Annotated in this window: 14 protein-coding genes; 3 read left to right on the top strand and 11 right to left on the bottom strand. The window is 49.8% G+C overall.

The window, feature by feature from the left end; all coding sequences use genetic code 11:
• Positions 1-296 precede the first annotated feature (296 nt).
• Positions 297-899 carry a hypothetical protein gene (locus tag GT1_RS05460; RefSeq protein ID WP_075757017.1) on the top strand — a complete coding sequence of 201 codons (603 nt, stop codon included), beginning with the start codon at positions 297-299 and terminating at the stop codon, positions 897-899.
• Between the two features lie 197 nt (positions 900-1096).
• The gene (locus tag GT1_RS05455) at positions 1097-2644 is read left to right on the top strand and encodes an IS1182 family transposase (protein ID WP_188397868.1); all 1548 of its coding nucleotides are present in this window, start codon (positions 1097-1099) and stop codon (positions 2642-2644) included.
• A gap of 320 nt (positions 2645-2964) precedes the next feature.
• Here GT1_RS05455 and GT1_RS05450 read toward each other — a convergent pair whose 3' ends face one another.
• The 11 genes from GT1_RS05450 to GT1_RS05400 all read right to left on the bottom strand — a co-directional run bounded on the left by GT1_RS05450 (position 2965) and on the right by GT1_RS05400 (position 13347).
• The gene (locus GT1_RS05450) at positions 2965-3165 is read right to left on the bottom strand and encodes a small, acid-soluble spore protein, alpha/beta type (RefSeq protein WP_075757016.1); all 201 of its coding nucleotides are present in this window, start codon (positions 3163-3165) and stop codon (positions 2965-2967) included.
• Between the two features lie 110 nt (positions 3166-3275).
• Positions 3276-3878, bottom strand: coding sequence for an NTP transferase domain-containing protein (locus tag GT1_RS05445; RefSeq protein ID WP_223226067.1), 603 nt, complete (start codon positions 3876-3878; stop codon positions 3276-3278).
• Positions 3875-4627 (bottom strand): selenium cofactor biosynthesis protein YqeC, encoded by a 753-nt coding sequence (gene yqeC, locus GT1_RS05440; RefSeq protein ID WP_188397866.1) that lies wholly within the window; start codon positions 4625-4627, stop codon positions 3875-3877. The genes GT1_RS05445 and yqeC overlap by 4 nt, the downstream gene beginning before the upstream one ends.
• A 3-nt stretch (positions 4628-4630) precedes the next feature.
• The gene (locus tag GT1_RS05435; protein ID WP_188397865.1) at positions 4631-4942 is read right to left on the bottom strand and encodes an XdhC family protein; all 312 of its coding nucleotides are present in this window, start codon (positions 4940-4942) and stop codon (positions 4631-4633) included.
• On the bottom strand, positions 4935-5720 hold the full coding sequence (locus tag GT1_RS05430) for an XdhC family protein (protein ID WP_188397864.1): 786 nt from the start codon (positions 5718-5720) through the stop codon (positions 4935-4937). Before GT1_RS05430 ends, GT1_RS05435 begins: the two co-directional genes overlap by 8 nt.
• Positions 5713-6522: a selenium-dependent molybdenum cofactor biosynthesis protein YqeB gene (yqeB, locus tag GT1_RS05425; RefSeq protein WP_075757011.1), complete on the bottom strand. Its 810-nt coding sequence runs from the start codon at positions 6520-6522 to the stop codon at positions 5713-5715. Before yqeB ends, GT1_RS05430 begins: the two co-directional genes overlap by 8 nt.
• Before the next feature lie 73 nt (positions 6523-6595).
• Positions 6596-7900, bottom strand: coding sequence for a nucleobase:cation symporter-2 family protein (locus GT1_RS05420; protein ID WP_083945670.1), 1305 nt, complete (start codon positions 7898-7900; stop codon positions 6596-6598).
• Between the two features lie 190 nt (positions 7901-8090).
• Positions 8091-10376 (bottom strand): xanthine dehydrogenase family protein molybdopterin-binding subunit, encoded by a 2286-nt coding sequence (locus tag GT1_RS05415; protein WP_188397863.1) that lies wholly within the window; start codon positions 10374-10376, stop codon positions 8091-8093.
• Entirely contained in the window at positions 10373-10828 is a 456-nt protein-coding gene (locus GT1_RS05410) for a (2Fe-2S)-binding protein (protein ID WP_075757008.1), read from the bottom strand. The genes GT1_RS05415 and GT1_RS05410 overlap by 4 nt, the downstream gene beginning before the upstream one ends.
• On the bottom strand, positions 10819-11616 hold the full coding sequence (locus GT1_RS05405) for a xanthine dehydrogenase family protein subunit M (RefSeq protein ID WP_188397862.1): 798 nt from the start codon (positions 11614-11616) through the stop codon (positions 10819-10821). The genes GT1_RS05410 and GT1_RS05405 overlap by 10 nt, the downstream gene beginning before the upstream one ends.
• A 174-nt stretch (positions 11617-11790) precedes the next feature.
• Entirely contained in the window at positions 11791-13347 is a 1557-nt protein-coding gene (locus GT1_RS05400) for an ABC-F family ATP-binding cassette domain-containing protein (RefSeq protein ID WP_075757006.1), read from the bottom strand.
• Between the two features lie 354 nt (positions 13348-13701).
• Between GT1_RS05400 and putP the strand changes: the two genes are divergently transcribed.
• Entirely contained in the window at positions 13702-15183 is a 1482-nt protein-coding gene (putP, locus tag GT1_RS05395; protein ID WP_304626360.1) for a sodium/proline symporter PutP, read from the top strand.
• Positions 15184-15207: the final 24 nt, after the last annotated feature.

Below are 15207 nucleotides of genomic sequence, written 5' to 3'. Positions count from 1 at the left end.
AGCGAATAGGTGTGACTGACTTTTGTATAAAAGGAAGCTGGCCCGAAGTAATCACTTCAGGCCAGCTTTCTTTATTTCTCGTTCTGATGCAATTCTTCATTGGCTTTCGCTTCTGCGGCTATCGCCTGTTCAGCATGTAAAGTAAGCTCTTCCCCCATACAATACACCAAGCTGAGGGCTGTCGAACGGGGAAGTTACGAAACCAGAATCATCCCTTGATTCTTCATTATTTACCTAGAATTATGATTTGATAATGCGAAACACTAAAGTTAAATACAGTTGAAGGAGGGATAATATTGGGAAAAAACAGCATAAAACGCAGGCAATTGAGACTCAAATTTAAGCGTCGCACCGCTGCTTTAATGGGTGCTGCAATGATGACCGGAGCCGTATTGTCTGGTATGCCGGCTACTAAAGCCCTCGCTGCCGAAACAACTGCCAATGTGTATCCGGTAAAAGCGGAAATAGCGCAGCAATTTGCCAAGGATTCCCGCTCACCGGGACGCGACTGGCACCAGCACAGACACAGCTGGCCAGGTCCCAATGGAAACCAGGCCTTGTATCAGGATGGCAAGGTTTATTACCGGGCTGACTCTAGGCACCTCGGGTCGAAAGTTGACAAAAGCCACGCCTATCTGCGGGATGGGAAGCTTTATTACCAGAGTAAGAACAGCTATAACGGCAACTATGCCTATATCAACAGTCCTGTGGATTATGTAAAGAATAAGGCCGCCCAATATGGCTTTAATTCTAACCGTGATTCCTTTTCACTTCTTACCGCTTCCAACCAGCGGGCTGTCGTTGAAGTTCGCCGGAACGATACCGGCAAGTTCTATAACGTTATCTTGGAGCGGACATACGACCGTGACTGGACTATCGTGGATGTACGCACCTTGTAGACTTTTTCAAATTACAAACTCATGAAAAAATTTCCTGACATGAACACAAATCATTTAAAATTAATAGTAGGTATCAAAAAAGGGCAAAGAAGCAATGGGACTGTCCGAAACCACTAAAAAAGTCAATAAATAGAGCAACATCCCTCTATTATGGTAAAATATAACTGTAGATATTTGCCGGAAAGGAGGGATTTGCTTTGCTTAGACATGTGCCTCACCAATTAAGTATATATAGCGTGTTATATGACAGAATTCCCAATGACCATATTCTGAAGACAATTGGAGCCCATGTTGATTTTAGTTTCATTAACGATTTACTGAAAGATTCATACTGTAAGCACCTGGGGCGGCCTGCTAAAGAGCCGGAAATGCTAGCAAAGTTACTTATTTTGCAATATCTATATAACTTATCCGATGTTAGAGTCATTGAAGAAGCTAAACTAAACTTAGCCTATATGTGGTTTTTGGGACTAAATCCCGAAGATGATTTGCCAGAAGCCAGTCTACTTACCAAGTTTAGGAGACAACGATTAAAAGAAACAAGTGTGGATGATATTATTCAGGAAGTAGTCCGCCAGTGTATAGAAAAAGGCATTATAAAAGGGACCGGACTGAGCATGGACGCTACTCACACCCATGCCAATACAATAAAAAAAGTACCAGAAAGAATCATGAAGCATCTAGCCAGAAGAATCATAAAGGCTATTGAGGAAGAAAACGGAGAAATCCCATCTGAGCTAATTGGCGAAGTTCCTAACTACAAGCTCATAGAGGACCACAACGAAGCGAAGCAGATTATGAAAACATATTTAGAAACCATAATCAGTAAAGCGGAAAACCATGTAGATCTCTCCATTCTGCCCAGCAGTCAAAAAGCTGTTAACGAAGCAAAGGAAGTATTACAAGATCCTAAATTTATCGCGCAAAAAGGAATCCGGTCACTTGTAGATAAAGATGCTCGTGTGGGGTACAAATCGCAAACAGACAGTTTTTACGGATATAAAGTAGAATTTGCAATGATTCCAGAAGCGAGGATTATTACCGCAGTAACAGTTGATAACGGTGCCTATGTAGATGGTAGCAAATTTGATGAACTCTATCAGCGAAGTAAAGCATGTGGATTGACCATACAAGAGGTGTATGGAGATAAAGCTTATTTTCGAAAAACAATTTTAGATACCCTACAAACCGATTCAGTTGAAGCTATCATTCCAGTAAATCCTTGCGTCTACAAAATAGACGAGGGCAGATTTACTTACAATAAAGACAGTGATCAATGGTTTTGTGAGATGGGTAATAACACCTATAAAAAGGTGTATCAAAAATATAAAAATAGAAGTAACATCTATAAATATCATTTTGATAAATCACAGTGTATTCAATGCCCCAAACTACTCGAATGTGCAGGCAAAAACGTTAAGAAAAAAGTACTAGGCGTCGGTGAACATAATGCTCAATATTATGAACATAGTCAAATGACTAAGACTACTCAGTTCAAGCTTAAGTACAAAAAACGAGCCAGTCATGAGTGGAAAAATGGGGAAATGAAGCGTTTCCACGGATTAGATCGTGCCCGAGGGTACGGTCTAAAAAGCATGTCAATGCAAGCCAAATTAACGGCCTTAGCCGTGAATCTTAAAAGGATAGCAGCACTACTATCCTTTTGTGACCATGTATTTTGGAAGCAAATAGCCAATTTTATAGCATATCACAGATTAACTCCGCTATTTATGCAGATAAGCTAAAAAACATGGATATATCAGTGGTTTCGGACTGTCCCCTTGCTTCTTCCACATTGTTATGAGGAACATCCCTACTTGTCCTCACTACGCTTCTTATTACGAATTCAAAGTAAAAAACGCAAGGGGAAAAGCAAGGAGGACGTACATTTTGCTTTAAAATGCAATAATAAAAGAAGCACAAAGAATGTCCCGTTTCTTGGCGGTAAAAGCGTAATTGACTTAATCGTCTAATATATGTGTAGTGTGCATATTAGCCGATATTATCTGATTTTGTATAAAAAAGCTGGCCCGAAGTAATCACTTCAGGCCAGCTTCCTTTATTTCTATTTCGCGTTCTGATGAATTTCTCCATTGGCTTTCGCTTCTGCCGCCATCGCCTCTTCACCACGTTTAATGGCTTCTCTGACCATGGAGCCAACTTCACCTGTTGTAACATCGTCCCAGTTGCCGTCCTCGACTTTTTCACCAAAACCGAGCTCATGCGCTAATTTATATTTGGTTTCTTCTGACATCACTTTACCCATATACAGCCACCTCCATCATAATTTTTGGAAGCCTGTGTATAGTATTTGCCATTATGTCAAAAGCTATTCAATTCGAAAAATGTCATATAGTAACAACACACTGCAAAAAATTATCCTTCAGCCAACGTTTTCAGCTTCATATATTCTTCCCAGGTATCGGCGTCCAAAAAGCAAGCAGGCTCAGGCCAGTCCACTTCACTGACCCATTCCGGGTTATTACGCATAAGCTGCCGCCCGCCGGTATCACCGGTTAAAGCTGACAGACCGTCACGCCAATGGCTGCCAAACAATACCGGGCTGTAGCGCTGTCCCTGACAGCAGGGCACCACAATCGCCTTGTCGCTCGCGGCCTGCCTGAATTTCGCCAGTATGGCTTCAATCAAGGCACCGGATACCAGTGGCTGGTCGCCCAAAAAGAACATAATGCCTGCCAGCTGCTGCGGCAGCATTTGCAGGGCCAGAACAAGGGAGGAAGCCTGACCGCAGTGCCTGTTGGCATTAAAAACCGACCTTATCTGGTATTGGCGGCATAATTCGGCCAGTTCGCTCTCAGGCTCGCCAATAACAGCAATACTTGCCGCCCATGGCAGGCTATGAACCGTGCCGAGCACATGGGCCATCAGGGGCTTGCCGGCTAAAGGCAGCAGCAGTTTTTGTTTTCCCATGCGGCTGGCGGTTCCGGCCGCTAAGATTACTGCACCAACCGGTATCATAACCGGTACACCGCAAGCGGCTTCATGGAACAGCCATAACCGGCTGTCACCACTACCCGCTCAATGTTGGCTTTGGCTAGCTTGCAATACCCGGCAATTTGCGCCGCCGCGACCTGTGCAGCGATATCGCCGCCACTTAGCAGCAGCACCTTGGTTCCCCGGGCATGCTGAAAAATCCCCTGCCAGTGCACCGCCAGGCGGGCTATATCCTGCCAGTCAACAACCTCACCCGCTTGCTTGCTAATAATGGCGGCTACCAAATCCAGGCGGTGAGCATTGTCCGCCGTTAAGGGCTGCCCCAGCGTGCTCAGATTCAACACACCGACAGTCATAGCAGTACCGGCAGGAATAACCGGTTCATGGGGCGCCGGCGCCTTGATCTTTGAGCAGCGGGCCCCGTCGGCTTCTACCAGAATATAAGCAGCAGGCACCTCGGCTGCCAGCTTGGCAAGCCACTCTGGCGGCAGCCCCAGAACCTTGCCGCCATTTTGCCTGGACAGCCACGCGATTATTTTCCCTGACTTTAGTGCCTCGACTACTTTTTCCTGGCCTGCCGCATAATCGTCTGTCACTACCGGCTGAAAATCCGCCACCTGGTTATAAAACATCTTCGTGGTTGCGGTAAGCAAAACCGGCCGGCCCTGCTGCCCGGCGCTCTTAGCCAGCGACTGCAGCAGCGAGGTCTTGCCGCCGGCACCGACACAGGCAATCATGCCCGGCAGGGTAATTCCCAGTGCATCCCAGAGCATAGCTCACACCACCTGAATAAATACTTCCATAATCCCGCCGCAGGCCATACCTTCGTCCGCGGCTGTATCGCCGGTCATCGACACATTATAGATGGATGACCGGTTGTCATCAAGCGCGGTTAGCGCCTGCAGTTTTGCCTCCGCTTCGGCGCAACCGCCGCCGATGGTACCAAATACGCGGCCATCAGGATAGACCAGCATTCTGGCACCGGCCTTGCGCGGCGTGGAGCCGCGGGTGGCAATAATAGTAACAAGTGCTGCTTTCCAGCCTGCCTGCTTTGCCTCACAAATAGCCTCAACCATAGTATCATCCATGTTTGTACCTCCACTTGTCACTCAGCGGACGGCAATTGGCGTTTCTGTCAACAGCTACCATTTCCGCAACAATACTAAGGGCAATCTCCTCCGGCGTTTCGGCACCGATATCCAGCCCGATAGGCGCCCGCAGCCGGTCTACCGCCTCACGGCCAAAACCTTCTTCCAGGAGAGTCTTCATCGCCCCCCGCACCCGCCCCTGGCTGCCAATCATGCCAATATAGGATGCAGGCTGGGTAATCACCGCCCTGATACACTCCATGTCTGAACGATGACCACGGGTAACAATAATGATGGCGCCAAAACCTGCCAGGGCCAGTTCGGTCAAAGCCCGGCCAAATGGCCGGCACACCACCTGCTCAGCCTGCGGAAAGCGGGTCCGGTTGGCAAAATCGGGACGGTCATCCACTACCGTAACGGCATAACCAACTTTGGCCAAAAACTCCGTAAGCGGCTGGCTGATATGGCCTGCTCCCAGCACCAAAGCCGACCGCCGCCGGGAAATTTTATCCCAGAACAAGCGGTATTGGTTTCCGGCATACGTGATTTCGAAAAGCAAGGGCTTGGTCCAGGGGGTGGCAGTGGCGGTTACCTTGTCAATAACCAGCCTGGTAAAAGTCTCATCGATAAGGCGCCCGCCGGTATAGTCCGCGGTAATGACCAGCGTGCTGCCGGCAGCATTATGCTTGTCCGGCGGTGTGCCGACAAGGGTAATTATATCGGCAGGCTGCGCCTGCTGCGCACATTCTGCAAGCTTGAAAAGAATATCCTTATCCATGGTTCCCCCGCAAATGCAATAAGGCTTCCAGTACGCCGCCGCCAACGGCTCTGGCCTTATCTGAGATGGTAAAACAATGTTCCGGGCAGCAGCGCGGGTCAACATCACCTATTTTCATTTTTCTGGTAACAGTAAGTTGGCTTTGCAGCAAACCGCGCAAGATACCGGCAATATTAACTTTAACGGCAGTGTCGCCTACATGCCCGACAATATCACCTGCGGCTACGGTATCGCCGATTTCACGGCAAGCCACAAACACACCGTCCGCCGGCGACCGGACCAGCCGTTCGATGGTAAAGCCGCCCACTTCACCCGGGATGCCGGTATTGGCAATGGCTGTACCGTGATAGATGACCCGGCCCAAATCATGGCCCCGCATGGTTTCCACTACGGCATGAACATCCTCGCCGGCGGTAAAGCCCGGTCCGGCGCCAATCACTACCGGTGCATCGGTGATGCGGGTGCCTGTGTTGCGTTTTGCCAAAATGGCGTCAACAATCGCCACCGGCTTCAGGGTAGCAATTACCTGTTGTACTTCTTGCGGCTCTGAAGCCAACAGCACCGGAATCCGGCCGGCGGCTAACTTTTCCGGCACTGCAGCAAGCGTGGCTAATTCGGCTGTCACTGCTTCCACCGTCACCGGTGCATTTTGTATTACGGCCTGAGCAAAGGAAACCGTCCGCCGCACGGCGGTAGGGTTAGCTATTTCCAAAATTACTACAGCAAAGTGACTCGTGTGCAGACGATGGGCAATGCCTGTGGCAATATCGCCGCCACCTTTGACTATGACTATCTTGTCCATTATTACTACTACCCTTCTAAAGGATTAAAGACGGCAACCGGCATTTCGGTTGTCGCCTTTAGTTTTTCTCTAGTTAGCCAATATATTCCTGCTTGCCAATGGCCGCTTCAGCCGGTTTATTGGTGCCGTTAAGGACAGCATTCAGAATAATGGCCGCCACACTGCCGGCCGTGATGCCGCTATGTAGGATTACCTGCGCCCAACTGGGGAATTGGTGATAGAAATTGGGGACAGCCAGGGTAATCATGCCAACTCCCATACTTATGGCAATTACCATAATATTATGAGTACCGTCAAATTGAACCTTAGACAAGGTTTTAATCCCACTGGCTGCCACCATGCCGAACATGGCAATACCGGCGCCACCCAATACCGGATTGGGGATGGCGGCAACTACAGCGGCGAATTTAGGGAACAAGCCCAGGATAACTAAAATGGCACCGGCGGCAGCCACTACAAAGCGGCTTTTTACTCTGGTCAAACCGACCAGGCCTACGTTTTGGGCAAACGCCGTATAGGGGAAGCTATTCAAAATACCGCCCAGGATGGTCGAAAAACCGTCAGCCCTGAGCCCGCGGGTCAAATCTTCCTGCGTAACAGGCTTGTCAATAATTTCGCCGACGGCAATACAGTCACCGGTGGTTTCGGTCATAACGACCAGCATAACCAGGATCATAGCGACAATGGAAGCCAAGTCAAAGGTCGGCAGGCCAAAGGCAAACGGGGTGGTAATTCCCAGCCAATTGGCTGTGGCAACCTGCGAGAAGTTGACCATGCCAAACAAAGATGCGATCACTGTACCGCAGAGAAGTCCCAGAAGAACAGCAATATTACTTAAAAATCCTGTAAAGTAACGGTAGAAGAATAATACCAGCAGCAAGGTAACAAGTGCCAGACAGATATATGAAAAAGAAGCAAAATCTTTAGCTGCCGGGTTACCGCCAGCCGCCCAGCGTACTGCCACCGGCATTAGGGTAACACCGATAATCGTAATAATCGTACCTGTCACTACCGGCGGGAAGAAACGGATAAGACGGCTAAAATACGGACTCATCAAATAGGTCACAATACCGGCAACAATAACAGAACCATAAATACCAGTTAAACCATGAGTCTGACCAATGATGATCATCGGGGTTACCGCAGCAAAGGTCACTCCTTGGATAATAGGAATACGAATCCCCATATTCCAAAAACCCAGGGTCTGAATCAAAGTAGCAATACCACAGGTGAACAAATCCGCGTTAATGAGATAAATCAGCTGTTCCTGGCTCAACCCCAGCGCATTGGCGATAATCAGCGGCACAGCCACCGCACCGGCATACATAGCCAAAACATGCTGCAACCCATAGGTAAACAAATGTCCCAAGGGCAGCATCTCGTCGACAGGGTGTTTTAGTTGATTGTCTTGCACAAATTCTCCTCCTTATACTTTCCGCTTTTGTCAGCATCTCTAACTACCGTACTAACTATTTTTGCCATCAGGTGGTGTGCCGGCAAAAGCGGCAGGCAACTACAGCAGGCAGATGTTTTCTGATAACACCCTGCCTGCTGCAAAAGCGTACGCGTTATTTTGTCTGACTTTTCATTCCCATAAATACTCTTTCCGGGGTTATCGGCAGCCGGGTAACTTTGGCGCCTACCGCATTATATACTGCATGGGCAATGGCCGGCGGCGGCGTGTTGATAACCACTTCACCGATGGATTTGGCACCAAACGGGCCGGTGGGTTCATAGCTTGCTTCAAAGGCTACCGTAATTTTGCCGACATCTTTGCGGCAGGGAATCTTATACTGCATAAAGTTATTGGTCTGCATCTTGCCGCGGCGGCTGTAGCGAACATCTTCATACAGCGCCATACCAATACCCTGAGCAATACCGCCTTCTACCTGAATCCTTGCCAGATTGGCGTTAAGCACGGTGCCACAGTCCACCACCGCCACATAGTCAAGCAGTTCAACCACACCGGTTGCGGGGTCAACCTCGACCTCGACAAAGCCGGCAATAAACGGCGGCGGCGATATAGGCGAACCGCAGGTGGCATTGCCCACCAGCTGCCGCTTGCCTGCCCCTAACACCTGGATTTCCGCCAGCTTTGCCAGCGTCATCGACTTACTGCCGTCAGTTGTTCGCAGCACCTGACCGTCAAAGTCAATTTCCGCCGGGGTCACGGTAAGCAGCTTAGCCGCCTGCTCAATGATCTGCTGCTTTAAATCCTCGGCGGCTTGCAAGGCAGCCATGCCGGTGACATAGGCAGTGCTGGAGGCATATGAGCCGGGATCATAGGGGGAAACATCGGTGTCAGCGGCATGCACAACAATGTTGTCAGGTAAAGTTTGCAGGACTTCGGCGGCAATTTGCGCCAATACCGTATCACTGCCTGTCCCCATATCGGTTGAGCCTGTCAACAGGGTATATTCACCGGCATCGGAAAGACGTATTTCAATAGAGGCTGTGTCAATACCGGCAATGCCGGAACCCTGCATCGTTACCGCCATACCGACAGACCGGACTTTACCGTCAGGCAATTCCCGGCGGGGGTACTTTTCGTTCCAGCCAATCAATTCCTTCCCTTTGGCAATACAGCGGTCAAGCGCGGAACTGTTAAGCACTTTTCCCTGATAAATAAGGCAGGTCTCGCCTTCTTTAATCAAGTTTTTCAGCCTAAGCTCAGCCGGGTCCAGGGAAAGCCGGGCAGCCAGCTGGTTGACAGCCGATTCCAGGGCAAATGTGCCTTGCGTGGCGCCATAGCCTCGGAGCGCTCCTGCCGGCATTTTGTTGGTATATACGGCATGTCCGTGATACCGCACAGCCCGGGTTTTATTGTACAGCGGCAGCGTCTTCTCGCCACATACCGAAAAAGTGGTGGACGAATGTTCGCCATAAGCGCCGGTATCTGACAGGTTTTCAATATCAAGTGCCCGGATAAAACCTTCCTTGTCAGCTCCCAATCTGACCTTAAGCCGCATGGCATGACGGCTGGTGGTAGCGCTGAAGGTTTCCGTACGGCTGTAAATGTACATCGCCGGTTTGCCGGTGGTGAGCGAGACCAGGGCGGCAAACACATCACCGGAACCGGTCTGCTTGCCACCGAAACCGCCGCCAATCCGCGGCTTGATCACCCGCACTTTGCTGGCTGGCAATTCCAGTGCTCTGGCTACATGCCGCCTGATGTGGAAAGGCACCTGGGTGGAACTGACAATCACCAGTCTGCCGGCATGGTCAAGATATGTGAAGGAACGGAAGGTTTCCATCATGGCATGGGCCTGCGCCTGAGTATAATAGGTTTCCTCGATAACAATGTCACACTTTTTGAGTTCCTCTTCAACATCGCCGACGGCGACAGTGTGCGAGGAACAAATGTTGCGCTCCTTGTCCATGCCGATCGGGAAGTTACAAAAGAGATCAGACTCAGGGTGAACGACCGAAGTATGGTCAATGGCTTGTTCAAAATCAAGCACCGGTTCAAAAATCTCATAGCTGACCTTGATCAGTTTCATGGCGGCGTTGGCAGCTTTTTCATCCACAGCGGCAATAATGGCCACTTCATCACCGACATAACGCACAATGGGATCAAGGATCAGCCGGTCATATGGTGAAGGCTCAGGGTAGGACTGGCCTGCCAGCGTAAACCGTACCTGCGGCACATCTTTATAGGTAAGAATGCATTCTACCCCTGCAACCAGTTTGGCTTTGCTGGTGTCAATGGCTGTAATCCGGGCAAACGCATGAGGGCTTCTCAGGATTTTTACCACCAATGCGTTGGCCGGCGCTAAATCTTCCGTATATACCGGTTTGCCGGTGCTGATGGCAATGGCGTCTGTTTTGGCTAAACCTTTACCTACATATTTCATGACGGTGTTACCCCCAGATATTTCTTGACAGCCCGAAGCTGCCCTTGATAGCCGGTACAGCGGCACAGGTTGCCTGTCAGGTAATGAACAATCTGCGCCTCGGTGGGATTAACCAGTTCCCGCTTCATGGCAAGCACGGTGAGAATAAAGCCCGGGCTGCAATAACCACATTGGTCGGCACCCTCGGCAGCCATGAATTGGGCAAAGTTTTCCGCCTCGGACGGCACTCCCTCAATTGTCGTAATCTGCCTGCCATGCGCCCTAAATGATAATAGCGAGCAGGAAAGTGTCGGCTGGCCATCAAGCCAGACGGTGCACAAACCGCAGCAGGTGGTGTCACAGCCTCTTCGCACACTGTACAGCCCCTGTTGGCGCAGCGTATCCACCAGGAAATCGTCAGGCTGAACTTCCAAGGCTGTTCGCCGGCCATTGATGATGATTTCTATTTGCATGCCGCCACCTCCGCGATTGCCCGTTTAACCAGCACCTGGCACATGGCCTGCCGGTATTCTGCCGACCCGCGCATATTGTCGCCAAAAGGCAACTCAGTTGCTGCCGCCTGCGCAGCCTGTTCCATTACCGCCACAGTTAGGTCGCCACCCGGCAGCAGCTTAGCGGCCTCAAGCGCCAGTCTGGCCTTGGTGGGACGCGCGCCGACAGCAATCTGCCACTCTGCTCCCAGCCGGGATACCGCTGCCGTAAGGACAGGATAATCGCTGGCCGAGTTACGCAGCGCCTGATAGGCTGCCCGGCGCTCTGTTTTGTGAATAATGATTTTCGTCAAAATATCTTTGGTGCGGGGCCTGTCCATAAATTCTGCCAAGCCCATACGCCCGCCATCGTATAATTCTATTTCGGTATCCAGTACCAATAATATGGTAAGCAAATCCGAAAAACCATACCGGGAAAATACCGACGCCCCGGCGGTGGCAACATTGCGGAATTGTACCCCGATAATATTGCTGACAGCCTGAGGCACTACCCCGCCGCAATATTCCTGCAGCGCCTGGTGGGTTTCCAGCTCGCGCAAAGTAGCCATGGCCCCGATCTCGATATGATCGGTACAGTTATTGATATAGTTAAGTCCCAGTTTCGTTAGATCCACGCCGGTGTGGATGATTTGAGAACCCATACGAAGCCAGGCACAACCGCCAAGTATCGTATTGCTCTTCTTTTCCCGCAATATTTTGTAAGCCTCTGGCAGCGTATCCGGTTGCACTACATTACGTAATGTAAACAATTCTTTTCCTCCTACGCCGAACATTCGGTTTGTTTTTAATGATATAGTTCGAATTATATCATATCACAGTCATTATGAAAACCCACATTTCCCCCTAAAAATCCACATTTCGACAATAAGAGGACAGGCTGCTTATCGCTTGTCCGGAAAGCAGCCTGCCCCTTTATGTCTGGCTTATACGATCTTAGTTGTCCAGTTTTCCACATTCCATACAGCCGTTACCCAGTCTTCATAAAAGTCCGGTTCATGGGATACGAGCAAAATGGTACCCTTGAATTCCATCAACGCCCGTTTCAGTTCAGCTTTGGCTTCAAGGTCAAGGTGGTTGGTCGGTTCGTCCAGAACCAGCCAGTTAATATCTTTGAGCATCAGCTTGCACAGCCGGACCTTGGCACTCTCACCGCCGCTTAAGACCATCATTTGGCTGGTGATGTGCTCGTTCGTCAGACCGCAGCGGGCTAACGCCGCCCGGACTTCAAAATTGGTCAGCCCCGGGAACTCCTCCCACACTTCCTCCATCGCCGTATTGTTATTATGGCGGCTGGATTCCTGTTCGAAATAACCCGGATAAAGATAGTCGCCCAACATAACCTTGCCTTCAACCGGCTGAATATGACCCAACAGGGTCTTGAGCAGCGTCGACTTGCCCAGACCATTGACACCCCGGATAGCCACTTTTTGCCCGCGTTCCAGCGTAATATCCACAGGCTTGGTCAGAGGCTCATCATAGCCGAGCACCAGGTTTTTGGCCTCAACAATAAAACGGCTGGGCGTCCGGGCTTCACGAAACTGGAAGGTCGGTTTGGGCTTTTCCCGCGGTTTTTCCAATATCTCCATTTTGTCCAGACGTTTCTGGCGGCTGTTGGCCATGCCCCGGGTCGCCACCCGCGCCTTGTTACGGGCGATAAAATCCTCCAGCCGTTCCACTTCCTGCTGCTGGCGCTCATAGGCCCGATTTTCCTGACTCTTTCTGACGGCGTACATTTGCTGGAACTGCTCATAGTCGCCGGTATAGCGGGTAAGCACGCCATTTTCCACATGATAGATGACATTGACCACTTCATTTAAAAAGGGAATATCGTGAGATACCAGAATGAAACTGTTTTCATAGTTTTTCAGATACTTTTTCAGCCATTCTATATGCTCAAAATCAAGGTAGTTAGTAGGTTCGTCCAAAATAAGGATTGTGGGATTTTGCAGCAGCAGTTTGGTCAACAGTACTTTGGTACGCTGACCGCCGCTGAGATCAGCAACATCCCGGTCAAGACCAATGCTGCCTAACCCCAGGCCGTTGGCAACCTCTTCGATTTTGGCATCAATCATATAGAAGCCGCCATGATCGAGCATATCCTGGAGTTCGCCCACTTCTTCCATCATTTTTTCCACTTGTTCGGGTGTGGCCTCGCCCATCTCATTGTACAGCCCCAGCATTTCCGCTTCCAGATCAAACATATTTTGAAAGGCTTCCCGCAGTACATCGCGGATGGTTTTGCCTTTGGTCAAAACCGAATGCTGGTCAAGATAACCCACGGTTACGCGGTTGGACCATTCCACTTTGCCTTCGTCAGGCGTTAACTGGCCGGTAATGATATTTAAAAAGGTGGATTTTCCTTCACCATTGGCGCCAATCAGACCGACATGCTCGCCTTTTAACAGGCGAAAAGACGCCTCGGTCAGAATCGTACGGGCACCAAAACCATGTGATACATTTTCAACAGTTAAAACACTCATGCTTTACATACTCCTGTGCAATATTTGGCAAATACCGGTAGTCTGCCAAGTCTAAAGCCATAGGATGAATTGCGCGAGATTTTTTGTCCAGCAAGGCGGAGGAGCCGCACATATCGGACATATGTAAGGTGACGACAACGAAGCTGGGCGGGAAATCTCGCGATAAGAACACTATGGATTTGGGCTTGGCAGACTACTTTATTTTATCGCAAAGCTGCCGGCCCTGTCAAAACCCAATTTTATATACTGTGTATACTGTACCGGAAAAGTATTTACTTGCACATGTTTACAGTTTCACGATATAATTTTACCATATTTACCACATTTACCATATTGTAGAGAGGGGATATAGCGATGTTAGAATTGGATAGTGGCGTCATTATTGCCTTTGTTGTTTACTTGGGTACAATGATGGCCATCGGCATCTATTACTGGCGGAAAGAACAAAATATGTCTGACTATATTTTGGGCGGCCGCCGCTTAGGTGCCTGGGTTACTTCGATGAGCGCGGAAGCCTCTGATATGAGCGGCTGGATGCTTATGGGGCTGCCGGGCTATGCCTATGTGGCAGGTTTGGGGGCAGGCTGGATTGCGCTTGGCCTGATTATCGGGACCTGGGCAAACTGGCGCTTTATTGCCACCCGGCTGCGCAAGTACACGGAGATTGCCAATGATTCACTGACCGTGCCTGATTATTTTCAAAACAGATTCCGGGATAACTCCCAAATGCTTCGGATTATCTCAGCGGTCTTTATTCTTATTTTCTTCTTGATTTATACCTCTTCCGGTTTTGTCGCCGGCGGGAAATTGTTCAATACCGTATTTGGCATTCCTTACACCTGGGCTATGCTCCTGGGAGCTTTTGTCGTGGTATTTTACACCTTTCTTGGCGGCTTTATGGCGGTTTGCTGGACAGACTTTGTCCAGGGCGTCATGATGTTCTTTGCTATCCTGGCGGTACCCATTACAGCGGCCTTCATGATGGGCGGTCCTGCAACCACAGCGGCGGCCTTATCCACACTCAACCCTGAAATGTTCAATCCGTTTACCACCCCTGACGGCAAACCCTTGTCACTGATTGCTATTATATCGCTGCTGGCCTGGGGGCTTGGCTATTTTGGCCAGCCGCACATTTTGGTCAGATTTATGGCCATCCGGTCATCTTCACAAATCAAACAAGCCACCAATATCGCCATGACCTGGGTTATCCTGTCACTGTCGGCCGCTGTTCTGGTCGGAATGGTGGGCCGGGTATATCTAAAGCAGCCGCTGGCAGGTTCGGCGGTTGAGACGGTGTTTATGGTAATGACCCATGATCTATTTTCCAGTTTCTTTGCCGGTCTCATTCTCTCAGCCGTTTTAGCCGCCATTATGAGCACCGCTTCCTCCCAGCTGCTGGTTACTGCCTCGGCGGTATCGCAGGATTTCTATAAAGCATTAATCCGGAAGACTGCCGACGAAAAAGAGCTTGTCTGGGTCAGCCGGCTAACAGTAGTGGGTGTTACCATAATCGCTGTACTAATCGGCTTAGACCCCAATAACTTTGTCTTAGACATGGTTGCCTATGCCTGGGCTGGTTTTGGCGCCGCGTTCGGCCCGACACTGATCCTGTCACTCTTCTGGAAGCGCATGACCCGCAATGGGGCATTGGCCGGAATTATCGTCGGCGGTATCACGGTGCTTGTCTGGAAACAGCTGGCACTGTTCGGGCTCTATGAAATCGTGCCAGGCTTTATCTTGTCCGGCCTGGCTATTTATGTGGTGAGCCTCCTGGACACCCCGCCGGCCAAAGAAATAGCCGACGAGTTTGATTCGGTAAGCAAAAGTAATATTTAAATATTTAATAGTATCAAAAACAAA

Origin of the sequence: Sporomusa sp. GT1 (assembly GCF_014634905.1) — a bacterium.
GTDB lineage: Bacteria > Bacillota > Negativicutes > Sporomusales > Sporomusaceae > Sporomusa > Sporomusa sphaeroides.
The sequence above is the reverse complement of the archived record's forward strand: the minus strand, read 5'-3'. Positions and strand labels throughout refer to the sequence as shown.

Bases quoted from the DNA above. Each gene is read 5' to 3' on its own strand.
- GT1_RS05435 (WP_188397865.1), bottom strand. From the start codon at position 4,942: ATGGATGATACTATGGTTGAGGCTATTTGTGAGGCAAAGCAGGCAGGC.
- GT1_RS05420 (WP_083945670.1), bottom strand. From the start codon at position 7,900: ATGCTGCCCTTGGGACATTTGTTTACCTATGGGTTGCAGCATGTTTTG.
- GT1_RS05450 (WP_075757016.1), bottom strand. From the start codon at position 3,165: ATGGGTAAAGTGATGTCAGAAGAAACCAAATATAAATTAGCGCATGAG.
- GT1_RS05445 (WP_223226067.1), bottom strand. From the start codon at position 3,878: ATGATACCGGTTGGTGCAGTAATCTTAGCGGCCGGAACCGCCAGCCGC.
- GT1_RS05400 (WP_075757006.1), bottom strand. From the start codon at position 13,347: ATGAGTGTTTTAACTGTTGAAAATGTATCACATGGTTTTGGTGCCCGT.
- GT1_RS05430 (WP_188397864.1), bottom strand. From the start codon at position 5,720: ATGGATAAGGATATTCTTTTCAAGCTTGCAGAATGTGCGCAGCAGGCG.
- GT1_RS05415 (WP_188397863.1), bottom strand. From the start codon at position 10,376: ATGAAATATGTAGGTAAAGGTTTAGCCAAAACAGACGCCATTGCCATC.
- putP (WP_304626360.1), top strand. From the start codon at position 13,702: ATGTTAGAATTGGATAGTGGCGTCATTATTGCCTTTGTTGTTTACTTG.
- yqeB (WP_075757011.1), bottom strand. From the start codon at position 6,522: ATGGACAAGATAGTCATAGTCAAAGGTGGCGGCGATATTGCCACAGGC.
- GT1_RS05410 (WP_075757008.1), bottom strand. From the start codon at position 10,828: ATGCAAATAGAAATCATCATCAATGGCCGGCGAACAGCCTTGGAAGTT.
- yqeC (WP_188397866.1), bottom strand. From the start codon at position 4,627: ATGCTCTGGGATGCACTGGGAATTACCCTGCCGGGCATGATTGCCTGT.